We start from the raw sequence: 16,500 nt of genomic DNA, 5'->3' as shown, positions 1-16,500 counted from the left end.
CATGAACCAAGTGGAAACCCGCCGGATGCGTCTACGCTGGGCAGGCCCCGACCCGTACGCCGCAAGGAGAACCAGTAGATGCCCGGAGACCGTCTCGCCCTGCCGCCGGTGCGGCTGCCCTCGGACGCCGAGCTGGCGCGGGACGCGCTTGCCGCCCCACTGCTCGCCCGGGCCGTCCGGCTCGCCCGCTGGGCGGGGCCGGGGACACGGGTGGAAGCCGGAGGAGAACTGGTCGACGAGCAGCTCCCCGCGGCGGCCGAGCTGCTCGGCCTCGACGACGAGCTGGCCGAGGGAGACGGCGAGGCATACGCCAGTGAGGCGTGGCGGGTCGCGGTGGACACCGGGCTGATCGCGGTCGAGGAGCCCGGCAGCGCGGACTCCGCCGAGCCGGTGGGCGCGCGGGACACCGGAGATTCCGCGGCGGACGAGCACGACGCCGAAGGGCGCGTCACGGCGGGCGAGCAGCTCGCGGTGATCACCTCCGGCGCTCCTCAGGACATCCTGTCGCTCTGGCTGGACGCTCTCGATGTCGTGTTCGCCGACGCGACCGCGCCGGTCCTCGACGATCTGGCCGCGGCCATCGGTGACGACGGCGAGATCGACCTCGAATCGCTGGACTGGGACCCGGAGCTGGAGGCGGAGTTCCTGGAGGGCGTCCTCGGCAATCTCTATCTGCTGTCCGTCGCCGACGGAGGAGTGGCGGAAGGGCCCGTGCCCCTGCCCGTGCTCGCCGCCTCCATGATCGTGCCCGACGACATGGGCGAACCCACCGACGACGTCCTTGAGCAGGTGTCCGAGGCGATGATGCGGCTGGACGACCAGTTCCGGCTGCTGGAGCCGATCGGGCTCGTCTCGTATGTACCGGTGGACGAGGCGCTGATGGCGGAGGACGCGCAGGAGGCGCCCGATCCGTCCCTGCCCGTCGACGAGGAGGACGTCTCCCGTTACGGGATGGTGCAGCTCACACCGCTGGGGCTCTACGGGATCAGGGAGCGGATGCTGGAGGCCGGAGTCGACGCGCCCGCCGTCGGCGATCTCGCGGACAAGGACGCGTACGCGCTGCTGGACGGAGTCGCGCACTTCCCGGAGCTGTCGGCGCGCGCCGAGACGGAACAGTGGCTCGACCGCCGCGCGCCGACCGACGCCGCGCGTGAACTGCTCGCCGCCGCCCGTGGCACCGACACCGGCGCGCCGCTGCGCCGGCTCCACTGCCAGCAGGCGCTCTCACTCGTCGGCGCGGAGGCCGAGTCCGCGGTACGGGAGGTCCTGGACGACACGGAGCTGGGCGGTCTGGCGCGCGTCTGGCTCGCCGAGCTGGGATCCGGCGATGTACCGCCGCCGCCCGAATCCATGATCTTCTGGCTGGCCGTGGACACCATCGCGGCGCAGCTCGACGCCGACGGCGAACCGGACGAGCTCCAGGAGCTGGTCGAGGGCCTGGTCGGTCAGCACAGCGGCTTCTTCGCGGAGGCGTGGCGCGTCGACCATCCGGCCACGGCGGACGTCCTGGAGGCGATGGGCCGCCTGCACCGGGACCGTACCGTCTCGAAGGAAGCCAGGAAGGCGGCGTTCAAGGCCCGCTCGCGCCCGAGGGACTGACGTGGAGCCGGATCCGCCGCCTCGTGCCCGGGCGGCGGGTCCGGCTCAGTCGTCAGGTGCGCAGATGCGAGGCGCCGTTCAGGTCCAGCACCGCTCCCGACGACCACTCGGCCCGCGGCGACGCGAGCCAGAGGACCGCGTCCGCGATCTCCTCCGGTGAGGCCACCCGGCCGAACGGGCTCTGAGCGCGGATCGATTCGCCCTCCTCACCGGTCAGCCGGTCCGCGACACGTTCCGTGGTGAAGAAACCCGGTGCGACGGAGGCGACTCCGATGCCGTACGGCGCCAGGGAGACGGCCAGGGACTGGCCGAGCGCGTGGACCGCCGCCTTGGTGGCGCCGTAGGCCGGATGGTCCGGTTCGCCGCGGAAGGCGCCGCGGGAGCCGATGTTGACGATCCGGCCGCCCGTGGACCGGTCGATCATGGAGCGCGCGGCGCGATGGCTGAGCAGCGCGGTGGCCAGCAGGTTGACGGACATATGCCGCTGCCAGGCCTCGGCCCACTCCTCGTACGACGTGGTGGGCAGCGGATGGCGCTCGTTCACGGCGGCGTTGTTGACGAGTACGTCGATTCCGCCGAGCGCCTCGGCCGCCGCGTCCGCGACCCGCGCCGCCCCGGCCGGGTCCGACAGGTCACCGCCCACGAGCACATGGCCCGTACCGGCCAGTGACTCCACGGTGAGCCGTGCGTCGGCCTCGCGGCTGCCGTAGTGGACGGCGACCCGGTCGCCGTTGGCGGCGAAGGCCCTGGCGACGGCGCGGCCCAGGCCGCGGGAGGCGCCGCTGACAAGGACACGGCGGCCGGTTGCGGGCAGGTTCAAGGAAGCGGGCCTCTCGATGTCGGACGGTGTTCAGCCGGCGTTCGCACGCGGGCGGAAGTGTCGGGAGCGTACCTCGGCACAGCACCGCCCTCGTGTGCCCCCCTTGTGCCCACAGGAGACCGTGATGCCGCTGACCCGCAGGGAATTCACCGGAAGATCCGCACTCACCGGGGCGGGTTTCGTCCTCACCGGAGCCGCCGGCGCGCTCGCCACCGCGCCCGGAGCGCTCGCTGCCGAGGACGCTCCCGAGGTCGCCACCGGAGCCGCTCCCGAGCCGGGTTACGGCCGGCTGCTCTCCGATCCCCGGGGTGTACTGGCGCTGCCCGCCGGGTTCACATACGAGATCATCACGCATAGTGGTGTCACCAAGCTGGAGTCCGGCGAGGACACGCCCTCCAACCACGACGGCACCGCCACCTTCGAAGGCCCGCGCGGAGTCACCCTGCTGGTCAACAACCATGAGCTGAAGGGTCCCAGGACCGACTGGGAGTATCCGGTGCCGCTCACCGAGGGCCTGGTCTACGACCCCGCCGCGGCCGGCGGCTGCACGGTCGTCGAGACCCGCCCCGGTGGCCGCACCGCCGAGTGGGTCGGCATCGCCGGTACCTCCACCAACTGCGCCGGCGGACGCACTCCCTGGGGCACCTGGCTCACCTGCGAGGAGAACTCCGACCGGGCCGGCGAGAACGGCATGACCAGGGACCACGGTTATGTCTTCGAGGTGGATCCCTACGACCGCCGCGCCAACCGTGATCCCCGGCCCGTCAAGGCGTTCGGCCGCTTCGACCACGAGGCCGTCGTCATCGATCCCCGTACCGGCTACGCCTATCTGACGGAGGACGCCTCCGGTCCCAACGGGCTCCTCTACCGGTGGATCCCGCCGCACGGCTTCCAGCACGGCCACGGACAGCTCCGCCGCCTCGCCGCCGACGCCGGTGTCCTCCAGGCTCCCCGCTGCTTCGACGCGGGCGGCCGCTTCGTCGACGACCTCTCGCGCGCCACCAGGATCGGCGTCGTCTACGGCGTCGACTGGGTGGACGTACCCGACCGGGACGCGAAGACCGTCGACGTACGCGAGCAGTTCGACGGCGAGGACGTCACCCGGGCCAGGAAGCTGGAAGGCATGTGGTGGGCCGACGGCGGCGCGTACATCGTGGCCGCCGTGCGGCGCACCCGTGACGAGAGCCCGGGTGCGCCGCACGACGGACAGGTGTGGTTCTACCACCCGAGGCGGCGCACGCTGACCCTCAAGGTGCTGCTGGGCGTCAACGCCGACCCCGCCGAGGACGGTGCCTTCGACGGCCCGGACAACATCACCGTCTCGCCGTACGGCGGCCTGGTCGTCGCGGAGGACGGCGAGGGCGTCCAGCACCTCTTCGGTGCGACGGAGAGCGGCCGTACGTATCCCATCGCCCGCAATGACCTCAACGACAGCGAGTTCACCGGTGTCGTCTTCTCGCCCGACGGCCGCACCCTGTACGCGAATATCCAGGAGCCGGGCATCATGCTGGCCGTCACCGGCCCGTGGCGGCGCTCACCGCGGCACTGACCCCGCCGGTCACCCGGCGGGTACGGCCCGTGGACGTGGTGTTCCGTACGGTGCGCCGAGGGCCGGCGGACGGGCCGCACACTGCCCCTGGAAGGGGTGATCCGGCGGCCCGTCGGTCGCCGGGCATGGCGCGGCGGGGCTCATTGGGCGCATACTCCAAGTAATGACAAAGTCAGCCGGATCCCGGCGCCACCTGCCGTCCAGTCCCTTCAACCGCCAGGCCCCGGCCTCTCCACCGCCCGAGCAGTTCGATGTGGGAGACCGTGTCTCCCATGACCAGTTCGGATTGGGCAGAGTCATCGGAGTCGAGGGCGAACATGCCGTGCTCATCGATTTCTCGGGGCGACAGGGGAGGATCCTGAGCCCCTTCGCCAAGCTCACAAAGCTCTGAGACCGAGCCCGGAGCCGGAGGCCAAGCCCCCGAGCCGCCGCGGGTCCTGAAGGACCCCGGCGGCCCGAAGGGGCATGTTTTTTGCCCGCGCGCCCGGTGTCCGGTCGTGCGCGCGCCGGCTGCCCGCGCCGGCTGTGCGCGCGCCGCTCAGAGGATCTTCGCGGAGGGCTTCACCATGCCGCGGACCGTGCGGGACTTCACGAACTCCCCGAGGCCGGTCATCTCCCATTCGCCGGAGAACTGCTTGACCAGTTTCGCCATCATCACGCCGGTCTGCGGCTCGGCGGTGGTCAGATCGAAGCGCACCAGCTCCTCGTCCGTGGCCGCGTCGATCAGGCGGCAGTACGCCTTGGCGACCTCGGTGAACTTCTGGCCCGAGAAGGAGTTGACCGTGAAGACCAGGCCGGTCGCCTCTGCGGGCAGCCGGCCGAGATCGACGACGATCACCTCGTCGTCACCCGCGCCCTCTCCGGTGAGGTTGTCCCCGGAGTGCTTGACGGCTCCGCCGAGGATGGAGAGCTTGCCGAAGTAGCAACTGTCCAGGTGGTTGCGGTTCGGGCCGTAGGCGATCACGGAGGCGTCCAGGTCGATGTCCTTGCCCCGGTACGCCGGCTCCCAGCCGAGACCCATCTTGACCTTGGAGAGCAGCGGGCGGCCGCCCTTGACCAGGGACACCGTCTGGTTCTTCTGGAGGTTGACCCGGCCCTTGTCCAGGTTGATCCTGCCGGTGCCGGGCGCGGCGGGCGCGGCGGGCGGGGCGGCGGGCACCGGCGGAGCCGCGGCGACGCGCGGATCGGCCACCGGGGGAGCGGGCGCGGTGGCAGCGGCCGGTGCGGGCTCCTCGACCGAGACACCGAAGTCGGTGGCGATCCCGGCCAGTCCGTCGGCGTATCCCTGGCCGACCGCACGGACCTTCCACGCGCCGTTCCGCTGGTAGATCTCCACGATCACCAGAGCGGTCTCGGTGCCCAGCCGGGGCGGCGTGAAGGTGGCGAGCACGCTGCCGCCGGCCGCGTCGCGGACGGTGGCGGTGGGCTCGATGCCCTGGAAGCTCTGCCCCGCGGCGTCCGGGCTCGCCGTGACGACGATCTTCTCGATACCGGCCGGGACGGCGGAGGTGTCGACGACGATCGCGTCGGGCGCCGAGCCGCCGCCCGAGCGGTAGGTCACACCGGGGCCCGCCGGCTGGTTGTAGAAGATGAAGTCGTCGTCTGAGCGCACCTTGCCGTCGGCGGTGAGCAGCAGGCCCGATACGTCGAGCCGCACGGGAGCGGCGACGTCCACCGCCACATGAGTGGTGGAGAGAGGGATGTTCGAGCCGGGGGTCATAGCTGTCATGCCAGACGTAACGAACGACCCCGCTTTACCGTTCCCTTACCTACCGCCGGACGGGTCGCGGCCCCGGTGTCCCACCGGTCCCGCTCAGTGCGGCCACCGGGGCGGACGCGTGGTGAAGTGGCCGCCCAGATGGGCGTGGTCCGGATTGTCCGGGTCGAGCTCGCCCTGTTCCGCGACGAGCTTCTCGGCGTACTGCTCCGAGTCGTCCCGCGGCTCGTATCCCAGCGCCCGCGCGGTCGTCAGGTCCCACCACAGCCGGGTGTTGGCGGAGGAGCCGTAGACGACGCTGTGGCCCACGTCCGGAGCGGTGAGCGCGGCGTGGAAGAGCCGGGCGCCGTCGCCGGGGCTCATCCAGACGGAGAGCATCCGCACGGAGGTGGGTTCCAGGAAGCAGGAGCCGATGCGGACGGAGACGGTCTCCATGCCGTGCAGGTCCCAGTAGAGCTGCGCGAGATCCTCGCCGAAGCCCTTGGAGAGCCCGTAGTACGTGTCGGGCCGGCGCGGTGTGTCGACCGGGATCAGCGGGTCGTCGCCGCGCGGGCGCGGAGTGAAGCCGACCGCGTGGTTGCTGGACGCGAAGACCGTGCGCCGGACGCCTTCCGCGCGAGCCGCCTCGTAGAGGTTGTACGTCCCCTCGATGTTGGCCCGCAGGATCTTGTCGAAGGAGGCTTCCAGCGAGATGGCCGCGAGATGGATGATCGCGTCGACTCCTCGCACGGCTTCCCGCAGCGCCTCCTTGTCCGCCAGATCGGCGGTGATCGCGTCCGGCTCGCCGTGGACGGGGACGGCGTCGAAGAGCCGCAACTCGTAGCCGTACGCGGGCAGCAGGCCCCGCATGAGGGTGCCGAGGCCGCCTGCGGCGCCGGTGAGCAGGACGGTGCGGGGTGCGGGCATCGGCGGGAATCTCCTCGCGGCTGGGACGGCTGGGACGGCTGGGACGGCTGGAATCGCTGGGATCACTAGGAGATCCGACCGGATCCACTCTCAGATTCGTAGACAAAATTCACATGCGTGGACACGCTAAAGAGTGCGCGCGGGCAGCGTCAAGTGTCGCGCGGAGGTGGTGAATCCGCTCCTGGGTTGCGGTTTCCCGTCTTGACCTGCGCCGCGCGGCTGCCTTAGCGTGGCAGCGTTCAGAGATATGGACGTCGATCAGAATTGTGCACGAGCGATGAGCGCTCGACGCACGGCCCAGGGAGCGCCCCGTGACCTCAGCCCCGCTCGCCGCCCGCCTCACCCGAGTGGAGGGGCCGCTGTTCTTCCCCGTCACCGCGTACGGCCCCGACGGCACCCTCGACCTTGACGCGTTTCGCGCGCACGTCAGAGGAGGCGTCGCCGCGGGCGCCGCCGCGGTCTTCGCCTGCTGCGGCACGGGTGAGTTCCACGCGCTCACTCCCGAGGAGTTCCGCGCCTGTGTCGAGGCGGCCGTCGAGGCGACCGAGGGCCGGGTGCCCGTCGTCGCGGGCGCGGGTTATGGCACGGCGCTCGCGATCCAGTACGCGAAGATCGCCGAGGAGGCCGGCGCGGACGGACTGCTCGCCATGCCGCCGTATCTGGTCGTCGCCGACCAGGAGGGGCTGCTCCGTCATTACACCGCGCTGGCCGGTGCCACCGGCCTGGAGATCATCGTCTACCAGCGTGACAACGCCGTGTTCACGCCGGAGACCGTCGTCGGCCTCTCCCGGGTGGACGGTGTCATCGGACTCAAGGACGGCTACGGCGACCTCGATCTGATGCAGCGCATCCTCAGCGCCGTACGCACCGAGGAGCCCGGCCGCGACTTCCTCTACTTCAACGGCCTGCCGACCGCCGAACTCACCGGCCTCGCCTACCGCGGCATCGGTGTCACCCTGTACTCCTCCGCGGTCTTCTGCTTCGCGCCGGAGATCGCACTCGCCTTCCACCGGGCCCTGACCACCAACGACGACACCACCGTGAACCGCCTCCTGGACGGCTTCTACCGCCCGCTGGTCGAACTGCGCGCCAAGGGCCGCGGATACGCCGTCTCGCTGGTCAAGGCGGGCGTCAGACTGCGCGGACTGGACGTCGGCGAGGTGCGGCCGCCGCTCAGCGAGCCGCGGCCCGCGCACCTCAAGGAACTCACCGAGATCATCGCCGCGGGCCACGCCCTGCTCGGCGACGGCGCGGTGGAGCGCGCGTGAAGACCTCCGCCTTCCTCTATCCCTGGGACGTGACGGGCGACCCGGACGCGCCCGCCAGGATCGCGGACCTCGGCGTCCAGCAGGTCACCCTCGCCTCCGCGTACCACTCCACGCGCGCGCTGACGCCACGTCATCCGCGCCATCGCGTCGTCACGGCCGAACACGCGGCCGTCCTCTATCCCGTGGACGAGGCCCGCTGGGCGCGGCGTGAGCCGCGTCCGTACGCCGCCGGCGCCTGGGCCCCGGGCGACGCCTACGGCGAGGCCGCCGCGGCGCTGGCCGGCGCCGGCCTCGACGTGCACACCTGGGTGGTCCTCGCGCACAACTCCCGCCTCGGCGCGGAGCGTCCGGACACCTCCGTGGTCAATGCCTACGGCGACCGCTATCCCTGGGCGCCCTGTGTCGCGCGGCCCGCCGTCGCCGCGTATCTGGTGGAGCTGGCGGCGGAGGCCGCCGTACGTCCCGGAGCGCGCGGCACCGAGCTGGAGTCCTGCGGCTGGTACGGACTGGCGCATCTGCACGCACACGACAAGATCGCGGGCGTCGGCCTCGGTGACGCGGCGCAGTATCTGATGTCGCTCTGCTTCTGCTCCGACTGCCGGGAGGGATACGCCGGACTCGGCGTGTCCCCGGACGAACTCGGCGGTACGGTCCGGCGCGCGCTGGAGCCGGTCTGGGCCACGGGCTCCGCCGACGCCGGCTGGGCCGGGGTCGAGAAGCTCCTCGGCGCCGACCTCGCCGCCGTCACGCTCGACTGGCGCGGCCGGACCGCCCGGGCGCTCCAGGAGTCGGCGGTCGCGGCGGTACGGGCGGCGTCCGGGCCCGGCTTCCAGGTGCTGCTGCACGCCGACCCCGCGCCGTACCGCACCGGCGCCAACGCGGGAGTGGATCCGGCGCACATCCTGGGCGTCGCGGACGGAGTCGTCCTGCCCTGCACCGGAGGAGCGGCGGACGCGATGCTGAGCCCCTTCGCCGCGCACCGCACCGGATCCTCCGTGCTGGCGGCCAACTTCACCGTCGTCAGCGGTATGGGCGGCAGTCCGGCCACGCTCGCCGAGGACGCCGCGCAGGCGGCGGCGCTCGGAGCGAACGAACTGCGGCTCTACCACGCCGGGCTGGCCTCGGACGCGGATCTGACGGCCGTCGCCGCCGGTCTGTCACGTCTCGGCTGATCCGGCTGATCCGGCTGATCCGGCGGGTCCGGCGGGTCCGGCGGGCCCGGCGGGTCCGTCCTGGCCGGCCGTGGCCGGCCAGGTCCGGAGCCGGGCGGTGGCGGCCAGGACGAGCGCCGTCAGCAGCCCTGTCACGCCGGCCACCGGCAGCAGCACGGTGAGGTCGACGAACGCGATCAGGCCCGCGCCGAGGGCCAGCGCCACCGCGTTCGGCGCGAAGATCAGTGTGCCGGCGGTGGCGGCCGTCCGGCCGAGCGCCGTGTCCGGGATGTCCCGCTGCACCGCCGTCAGCGCGGCGATCAGCACACACGGCAGACCGGCTCCGATTCCCAGTGAGGCCGCCAGCACGACGGCGTCGTACGGCAGCGCCCGCAGACCGGCCGACAGCGCGAACAGCGCGATGCCCGCCGCCGCGAACACCCGCTCGGGCAGCCGGCGCAGCAGCGGACCCGCCAGCAGGCCGGTCAGTACGGATCCGGCTCCCTGGACCGCGTACAGCAGGCCCAGATAGCCGGGCGCGTGGCCGAGGCCCCGGTCGACGACCGCGAAACCGGCCGCGCCGCTGAGCCCGGCGAGCAGCATCGTCACCGACGCGGCGAGGACGAGCGGACGTACGGCCTCGGTGTCCCACAGCCGCCGGGCACCCTCCGTCAGCCCGGACCACCGCGCGCCCGAAGGCTCCGGGACCGGTTTCTCCTCGCGTACGCGCATCAGCGCGAAGCACCCGGCGGCCAGCACGAATGTCGCCGCGTCGAGCAGCGCCACGGGCCCGCCGCCGAATCGCGCGTACAGCCCCGCGCCCGCGAGCGGCGCGACGAGCTTCATGCCCTCGTTGGCGGCCGTCCTGAGCCCGTTGAAGTCGCCCAGCAGCCGTCTGTCGACGACCGCGGCGACGACGGCCGTCTCCGCCGCGTCCTGGACGACGCCGCTGACGCCGTATACGAACAGCACGCCGAAGAGGATCCAGACACGGTCCGCCGAATCGACGGCGAGCAGCGAGGTCAGCAGTACCGCCATGGCGAGAGCGCAGCCGATCAGCAGCGGCCGCCGGCGCACCCGGTCGGCGACCGTTCCCAGCAGCGGTCCGGCCACCGTCGGCGCCCACATCGCGAAGACGGTGAGCGCGGCCAGACTGTCGGAACCGGTCAGCGACTTGACCCAGATCCCGGACGCCAGCCACAGCGCGGACGTACCGAAGCCGGACACGATCACACCGGACAGATACAGCACCGCCTCGCGGTCCCGCAGCACACCGCCACCGCTCCAGCCCATCTCTCCACCAGCCCTTCAGCCCGCCGGACGCGCCGCCCGTACGGCCGTCAGCGTGGCGGCTGAGGACCGGCCGGCGCATCGGGCGATCGCCCTATTCACGGGCGGCGGGACGGTCCTCAGAGAGCTCCGGCGGCCGGCCGCCGGACGCGTAACACGGCGAAAACCTGAACTGTCCCTGACAGGGGCACAATCCCCGTACCCACCGGCGACCTTCAGCCACAGAGGAGCACCATGTCAGGCCAGACCGTGGACAGCCCGTCAGAGACCGGCGAGCCGGCACAACGCGGCGCGCTCGACCGCTACTTCAAGATCAGCGAACGTGGTTCGACATACGGACGTGAGATACGCGGCGGCGTCGCCACCTTCTTCACGATGGCCTACATCCTGGTGCTCAACCCGATCATCCTCGGCGGCGCGGAGGACAAGTTCGGCGCCCAGCTCTCCGGACCGCAACTGGTCACCGTCACCGCGCTGGTGGCCGCCGTGATGACCGCGGTGATGGGCCTCGGCGGCAATCTGCCGCTCGCCGTCGCCGCCGGTCTCGGGCTCAACGCCGTCGTCGCCTTCCAGCTCGCACCGCTGATGAGCTGGCCGGACGCGATGGGTCTGATCGTCCTGGAGGGCCTGCTGATCTGTGCGCTGGTGCTCACCGGACTGCGCGAGGCGGTCATGAACGCCATCCCGGTCCCGCTCAAGCAGGCCATCAGCGTCGGCATCGGCCTCTTCCTCGCCTTCATCGGCTTCATCGACGCGGGTTTCACCACCCGTATCCCCGGCGAGACCGGCTCCGTACCGGTCCAGCTCGGCGCCTCCGGACAGCTCTCCGGCTGGCCGGTGCTGGTCTTCTGCCTCGGTGTGCTGCTCATGGTGGCCCTGGTGGCGCGCAAGGCGAAGGGCGCCATCCTGATCGGCATCATCGTGACGACCGTTGTCGCGATCGTCATCAATGAGATCGCGGACATCGAGCCCGCCGCCTGGGGCCTGACCGCGCCCTCGGTTCCCGACGATGTCGTCGCCGCGCCGGACTTCGGTCTTGTCGGCTCCTTCAGCCTGTTCGGCGCCTTCCAGCAGGTCGGAGCGGTGACACTGGTCCTGCTGGTCTTCACGCTCCTCCTGAGCGACTTCTTCGACACCATGGGGACCGTCGTCGGCGTCACCAACGAGGCCGGGCTTCTCGACGAGAACGGCAAGGTGCCCGGCATCGGCCGCGTCCTGCTGATCGACGGCGCGGCGGCGGTGGCGGGCGGCGCCGCCTCGGCCTCCTCGAACACTTCGTACATCGAGTCAGCGGCCGGTGTCGGCGAGGGAGCCCGTACCGGCTTCGCGTCCCTGGTCACCGGCGCTCTCTTCGGGCTCTGCCTGTTCCTCGCGCCGCTCGCGCTGGTCGTCCCGGCGCAGGCCGCCGCTCCGGCGCTGGTCGTGGTGGGCTTCCTGCTGATGTCGCAGGTACGCCACATCGACTGGGAGAAGTACGAGATCGCGATCCCGGCCTTTCTGACGATCGCCGTCATGCCGTTCACGTACTCCATCACCAATGGCATCGGCGCCGGGTTCATCTCCTATGTCCTCATCAAGGCCGTGCTGGGCAAGGCGCGTGAGGTGCACTGGCTGCTCTGGGGCACCGCGGCGCTCTTCGTCGTCTACTTCGCGATCGACCCGGTCGAGCAGTTGTTCAACTGACGGCGGCGCGTGGGCGGTCAGGAGCGGCACGGTGCGGCGGCCCGCGGGTCCGCCCGGCGTGGGCACTCTGTAACGCCCGTGAATCAAGTGCTCAATGGGGCAGTCATCGACGGGTGATGGAGTCGCGCACTGCACCCCCCGCATGGTCTGGCGATCCCGGAGGTTTCCTTGAGCCAGCCTCAGCCGCCCACGCAAGAACAGCTCGACACCTATATACGGACCAGACTCGCCCTCGCCGGTGTCGATCTCGCCCTGCTGCCCGAACAGCCGGACCCCGAGACCGGTGTGCCCACCCGCGACCAGGTGCTGCGTTCGCTGCGGTCCTTCGTCGCCGCGACGCCCGCCGCCATCTCCGGCTGGGCGCCGCCCGTGAGCGCGGCGCCGGCCGCGGCGTACACCCAGCAGGCCTCGCCACCGCTGCTCTATCCGTCGATCACCGAAGCCTGGACCGGAAAGGCGGACCAGCGATGAGCCGCGCGCTCAACCGCCGTGTCTTCCTGGCCGGTTCGGCCGCGGCGACGGGCGCCGTGGTGGGCGGTGCGGTCCTGCCGACGGCCGCGCACGCCACTTCTCCGAACTCACCGGGCGCCAAGCCGTACCTCCCGTACCTCCCGGATATCGACGTACGGGACGCGGCGCGCCGCGATCCCACCGAGGCCACGCTCGCCGAGGCCGCGGTCCTGATGCGGCGCCACCGGCTGACGTCCGCCACCCTCGTGGAGGCGTACCTCGACCGGATCGAGACCTACGACTCCACCTATCAGGCGTATGCCGAGGTGACCGCCACGACCGCGCTGGCCGCCGCACGCCGGGCCGACCGGAGTGCCGGGAAGCGCGGCGTGCTGAGCGGCATCCCGCTCTGCGTCAAGGACAACTACTTCACCGACGGCGTGCCCACGCGCTGCAATTCGTACATCTTCCAGGACTTCGTCCCGGACTACGACGCCACCGCGGTCGCCCGGCTCACCTCGGCCGGCGGCATCGTGCTCGGCAAGGGACAGATGGGACCGCTCGCCACCACGCGCGCGACCACTCCGAACGGGACCGTCACCACCGTCAACGCCTGGACGCCGGACAACCCGGCCACCGATCCCGGCGGCTCTTCCACCGGCCCCGCCTGCGCCGTCGCCGGGCGGATGGCCTCCTCCGCCATCGGCACGCAGACCGGCGGATCCATCGTCCAGCCCTCCAACCGGCAGAACCTCACCGGTCTGAAGCCCACCATGGGCCGGATCTCCGCCTACGGCGTGATCCCGCTCTCCTACACCCGCGACCATCCCGGACCGCTGGCGCGCGACGCGATGGACGCGGCTCTGATGCTGGCCGTGATGGCGGGCCCGGACCCGCACGATCCGCGCACACTCGGCCTGCCGGGCCTGCCGGATCTCGTCCGGGCCGCGACTCCGGTGGTCTCCCGGCGCGGTGCGGTCCGTATGCGCCGCGCGGTCACGATCGGTGTGCCCGCCGACTTCCTCAGCGGCGCCACCGAGGTGCGCCAGGCGTTTCTCGGCCGCCTCGACGCCATATCCGGAGTGACCCTGGTCAATGTCACCTATCCGGACGACTGGGCGCTGCTGACCGGCACCTTCAATGACGCCCGGCTGTCGGAGCGGACCGAACCCTTCCGGCACTGGCTGCGCGAGGATCCGACCAAGTTCGGAGTCTCCCTGCTGAGCTGGCTGCAGGGGCTGATGCTCTCCGGCGACGAATGGATCACGGCGCAGCGGGCCAAGAACCATCTGCTGCGCGAGGTCCTGGACGGCGTCATGGCCCGCTGTGACGTACTGCTCCAGACCGGGCCCGTGCCCTTCGACATCCTCGGCCTGCCGGAGATCGCCTTTCCCGTCGGCTTCACGGCGGGGATACCGGCCGGTGTCATCCTCGGCGGCCGGCCGTACGAGGAGGACAGGCTGCTGGAGGTCGCCGCCGCCTACCAGGCGGTGACCGACTGGCACACCCGCCGGCCCGCGGACCCGGCGGCCAAGCCCGCAGGCCGGGCCGCCGCGAAGGCCGCGGGCGCCGGCCGTCCGCGTCTCTCGGCGGAGGAGGCGGCCGCGCAGAGCGCCTGAGCCCCGGCCGTGCGGCCGCTGCGCGCAGCGGCCGCACGGCCGGCGGTCAGTTCAGCGCCGCCGTCATCATCTTCCGGGCCACCGGCGCGGCCAGACCGTTGCCGCTCACCTCCGAGCGCGCCGCGCCGGAGTCCTCGACGACCACCGCGACCGCCACCTCCTTGCCGGTGGCCGCGTCCTTCGCGTACGAGGTGAACCACGCGTACGGCGTCCGGCTGTTGTCCACGCCGTGCTGCGCCGTGCCGGTCTTGCCGCCCACCTCCGCGCCGTCGATCCGCGCGTTCGTGCCCGTACCGTCCTCGACGACCGTCACCATCGCGTCGCGGAGCTGCTCGGCCGTCGAGGAGGAGACGACGCGCCGCGAGTCGCCGTCCGGCCAGGACAGCAAGGTGTCACCGGCCGCGTCCACGACCCGGGACACCATGTGCGGAGCCGCCAGCAGGCCGTCATGGGCCAGGGCCGACGACACCATGGCCATCTGGAGCGGCGTCGCGGTCACATCGAACTGGCCGATGCCGGACAGCGCCGTCTGCGCGTCGTCCATGCCGGACGGATACACACTCTCCGAGGCCCGCACCGGCATGTCCTGCGCGGTGTCGTCGAAACCGAACTTCTCCGCCATCGCGCGGACCTTGCTCTGACCGAGCTCCACGGCCATCTTCGCGAAGACGGTGTTGCAGGAGTACCTCAGGGCCGTGCGGATACTGGCGTCCGCACAGGGCGCGGACGCGCTCTCGTTGCGCAGGACCGTCGTCGTGGCGGGCAGCGTGTACGGATCGGGGCTCGCGGTCGGCTCGTCGACCGAGCCGTAGAGGCCGTCCTCCAGCGCCGCCGCCGCGACGACCAGCTTGAAGGTCGAGCCGGGCGGCAGCGGCTGCCGCAGCGCCCGGTTGACCATCGGCTTGGCCGCGTCCCCGGTCAGCTTCCGCCAGGCGTCTCCGTCCGTCGTACCGCTGATCTCCGTGGGGTCGTACGACGGGGTGCTGACGACGGCGAGGACACGTCCGGTCGACGGGTCGAGCGCGACGGCCGCGCCCTTCTTGCCGCCCAGCGCGCGATAGCCGGCCCGCTGCACCGCGGGGTCGATCGTCGTCACCACATCGCCCGGTCTGGTCCGCTCGCCCGTGATCGCGCCGAGCGGGCTCTTCAGCCGGCTGTCCGTTCCGTCGAGCACATCCGCGTAGATGCCCTCCAACTGGGTGGAGCCGTACGCCTGCGAGCTGTAGCCGGTGACGGGAGCGTAGAGCGCGCCGTCCGGATAGGTCCGCGCGTACGAGAGATCGCCGTCCCGCGTCCGTCTGGAGCCCGTGACCGGCGAGCCGGCCACGATGATGTCGCCCAGCGGCTGCGCGTACTGCGCGATGGCCTTCCGCCGGTTGTACTGGTCGTCCGCGAGAGCCCGGGCCTCGTACGCCTGGAGCCAGGTCGCCCGCACCAGCAGGGCGAGGACCATCAGCAGACAGACCACCGATGTGTGTCTGATCGTCTTGTTCATCCCGAATGAGGGACGAGCGGGGCCGGAGGCGTGTTCCCGCCGGCCCGGCTTCTCAGAAAGTCTTCATTCCCGGTGTCCGGGGCCGTCCGTCAGAGCCGACGGGTGGCGAGTGTGAGCCGGTCGCGCGCGTCGAACAGCGCGTCCTTGATCATCTGCTCGTGGCCGGGAGTGAGCCGGGCCACCGGTACGGAGCAGCTCATCGCGTCCCGGGCCGGCGTCCGGTACGGGATCGCGATGCCGAAGCAGCGCAGCCCGAGAGTGTTCTCCTCGCGGTCCACGGCGAAGCCCTGCTCACGGACGGTGTGCAGCTCCTCGATCAGCTTCTCGCGGTCGGTGATGGTGTGCTCGGTCAGCGCCGGCAGGGTCTCCGGCAGCATCTTGCGCACCTGCTCGTCGCTGTGGGTCGCGAGCAGCGCCTTGCCGAGCGAGGTCGAGTGGGCGGGCAGCCGGCGGCCGACCCGGGTGAAGGGGCGCAGATAGTGCTGCGACTGGCGGGTGGCGAGATAGACGACATTGGTGCCGTCGAGCCGCGCGAGGTGGATGGTCTCGGAAGTGTCGTCGGAGAGCCGGTCCAGGGTGGGCCGGGCGGCGGCGACGACCTCGTCACCGTCGATGTACGAGGTGCCGACCAGCAGCGCCCGGACGCCGATGCCGTACCGCGTGCCGGTCGCGTCCGTCTCCACCCAGCCCAGCTCGACCAGCGTGCGCAGCAGCATGTAGAGGCTGGACTTGGGATAGCCGACCGCTTCCTGGACCGTGGCGAGGGAGTGCATTCCGGGGCGTCCGGCGAAGTATTCGAGCAGCTCCACCGTTCTCACGGCGGACTTGACTTGTGCCCCACCGGTTTCCGCAGCCGACATCGCCCCTCGCCCTTCTTGCCCTCTTGACCGGTCTCGCCGACCACTCTTGACCACGCGGAACGCGCGGAAATAGAGTCCTTACCGATTCACTAT

The 16,500-nt window shown here is 71.4% G+C and carries 14 protein-coding genes; 8 read left to right on the top strand and 6 right to left on the bottom strand.

All coding sequences use genetic code 11. The annotated features are described in order from the left end of the window. Positions 1–78: 78 nt before the first annotated feature. Entirely contained in the window at positions 79–1,599 is a 1,521-nt protein-coding gene (locus PV679_RS12990) for a hypothetical protein (RefSeq protein WP_319680317.1), read from the top strand. A 52-nt stretch (positions 1,600–1,651) separates the two neighbouring features. On the opposite strand, the gene PV679_RS12985 is transcribed toward PV679_RS12990, so the two are convergent. Next, on the bottom strand, positions 1,652–2,419 hold the full coding sequence (locus PV679_RS12985; protein WP_319680316.1) for an SDR family oxidoreductase: 768 nt from the start codon (positions 2,417–2,419) through the stop codon (positions 1,652–1,654). Between the two features lie 124 nt (positions 2,420–2,543). Here PV679_RS12985 and PV679_RS12980 point away from each other — a divergent pair, with 124 nt between their 5' ends. Then, positions 2,544–3,968 (top strand): alkaline phosphatase PhoX, encoded by a 1,425-nt coding sequence (locus tag PV679_RS12980; RefSeq protein WP_319680315.1) that lies wholly within the window; start codon positions 2,544–2,546, stop codon positions 3,966–3,968. Between the two features lie 163 nt (positions 3,969–4,131). Then, positions 4,132–4,359, top strand: coding sequence for a hypothetical protein (locus PV679_RS12975; RefSeq protein WP_078490871.1), 228 nt, complete (start codon positions 4,132–4,134; stop codon positions 4,357–4,359). Positions 4,360–4,506: 147 nt separating this feature from the next. Here PV679_RS12975 and PV679_RS12970 read toward each other — a convergent pair whose 3' ends face one another. Together PV679_RS12970 and PV679_RS12965 are read right to left on the bottom strand one after the other, a co-directional pair. Further along, on the bottom strand, positions 4,507–5,697 hold the full coding sequence (locus PV679_RS12970) for a TerD family protein (RefSeq protein WP_319680314.1): 1,191 nt from the start codon (positions 5,695–5,697) through the stop codon (positions 4,507–4,509). Positions 5,698–5,781: 84 nt separating this feature from the next. Next, complete coding sequence (locus PV679_RS12965; protein WP_319680313.1) at positions 5,782–6,591, bottom strand: NAD(P)-dependent oxidoreductase; 810 nt, start codon at positions 6,589–6,591, stop codon at positions 5,782–5,784. Between the two features lie 311 nt (positions 6,592–6,902). Here PV679_RS12965 and PV679_RS12960 point away from each other — a divergent pair, with 311 nt between their 5' ends. Then, on the top strand, positions 6,903–7,859 hold the full coding sequence (locus tag PV679_RS12960; protein ID WP_319680312.1) for a 5-dehydro-4-deoxyglucarate dehydratase: 957 nt from the start codon (positions 6,903–6,905) through the stop codon (positions 7,857–7,859). Next, positions 7,856–9,031 (top strand): hypothetical protein, encoded by a 1,176-nt coding sequence (locus tag PV679_RS12955; RefSeq protein WP_319680311.1) that lies wholly within the window; start codon positions 7,856–7,858, stop codon positions 9,029–9,031. Before PV679_RS12960 ends, PV679_RS12955 begins: the two co-directional genes overlap by 4 nt. On the opposite strand, the gene PV679_RS12950 is transcribed toward PV679_RS12955, so the two are convergent. Continuing rightward, positions 9,017–10,303, bottom strand: coding sequence for an MFS transporter (locus PV679_RS12950; RefSeq protein ID WP_319680310.1), 1,287 nt, complete (start codon positions 10,301–10,303; stop codon positions 9,017–9,019). The two genes, PV679_RS12955 and PV679_RS12950, sit on opposite strands and share 15 nt — an antisense overlap. Before the next feature lie 231 nt (positions 10,304–10,534). Between PV679_RS12950 and PV679_RS12945 the strand changes: the two genes are divergently transcribed. From PV679_RS12945 to PV679_RS12935, 3 genes are all read left to right on the top strand, one after another. Beyond that, the gene (locus tag PV679_RS12945; RefSeq protein ID WP_319680309.1) at positions 10,535–11,983 is read left to right on the top strand and encodes an NCS2 family permease; all 1,449 of its coding nucleotides are present in this window, start codon (positions 10,535–10,537) and stop codon (positions 11,981–11,983) included. A 168-nt stretch (positions 11,984–12,151) separates the two neighbouring features. Next, positions 12,152–12,454 carry a hypothetical protein gene (locus PV679_RS12940; protein ID WP_319680308.1) on the top strand — a complete coding sequence of 101 codons (303 nt, stop codon included), beginning with the start codon at positions 12,152–12,154 and terminating at the stop codon, positions 12,452–12,454. Next, positions 12,451–14,052 carry an amidase gene (locus PV679_RS12935; protein WP_319680307.1) on the top strand — a complete coding sequence of 534 codons (1,602 nt, stop codon included), beginning with the start codon at positions 12,451–12,453 and terminating at the stop codon, positions 14,050–14,052. The genes PV679_RS12940 and PV679_RS12935 overlap by 4 nt, the downstream gene beginning before the upstream one ends. Positions 14,053–14,098: 46 nt before the next feature. Here the strand turns inward: PV679_RS12935 and PV679_RS12930 are convergent, their stop codons facing one another. Both PV679_RS12930 and PV679_RS12925 read right to left on the bottom strand, forming a co-directional pair. Next, complete coding sequence (locus PV679_RS12930) at positions 14,099–15,547, bottom strand: penicillin-binding transpeptidase domain-containing protein (RefSeq protein ID WP_319680306.1); 1,449 nt, start codon at positions 15,545–15,547, stop codon at positions 14,099–14,101. A gap of 89 nt (positions 15,548–15,636) precedes the next feature. Continuing rightward, complete coding sequence (locus PV679_RS12925; protein WP_319680305.1) at positions 15,637–16,407, bottom strand: IclR family transcriptional regulator; 771 nt, start codon at positions 16,405–16,407, stop codon at positions 15,637–15,639. Positions 16,408–16,500: the final 93 nt, after the last annotated feature.

It is taken from the genome of Streptomyces sp. AK02-01A (assembly GCF_033795305.1).
GTDB lineage: Bacteria > Actinomycetota > Actinomycetes > Streptomycetales > Streptomycetaceae > Streptomyces.
Note: the sequence above shows the minus strand (reverse complement) of the source record. Positions and strands in the feature narration are given on the sequence as shown.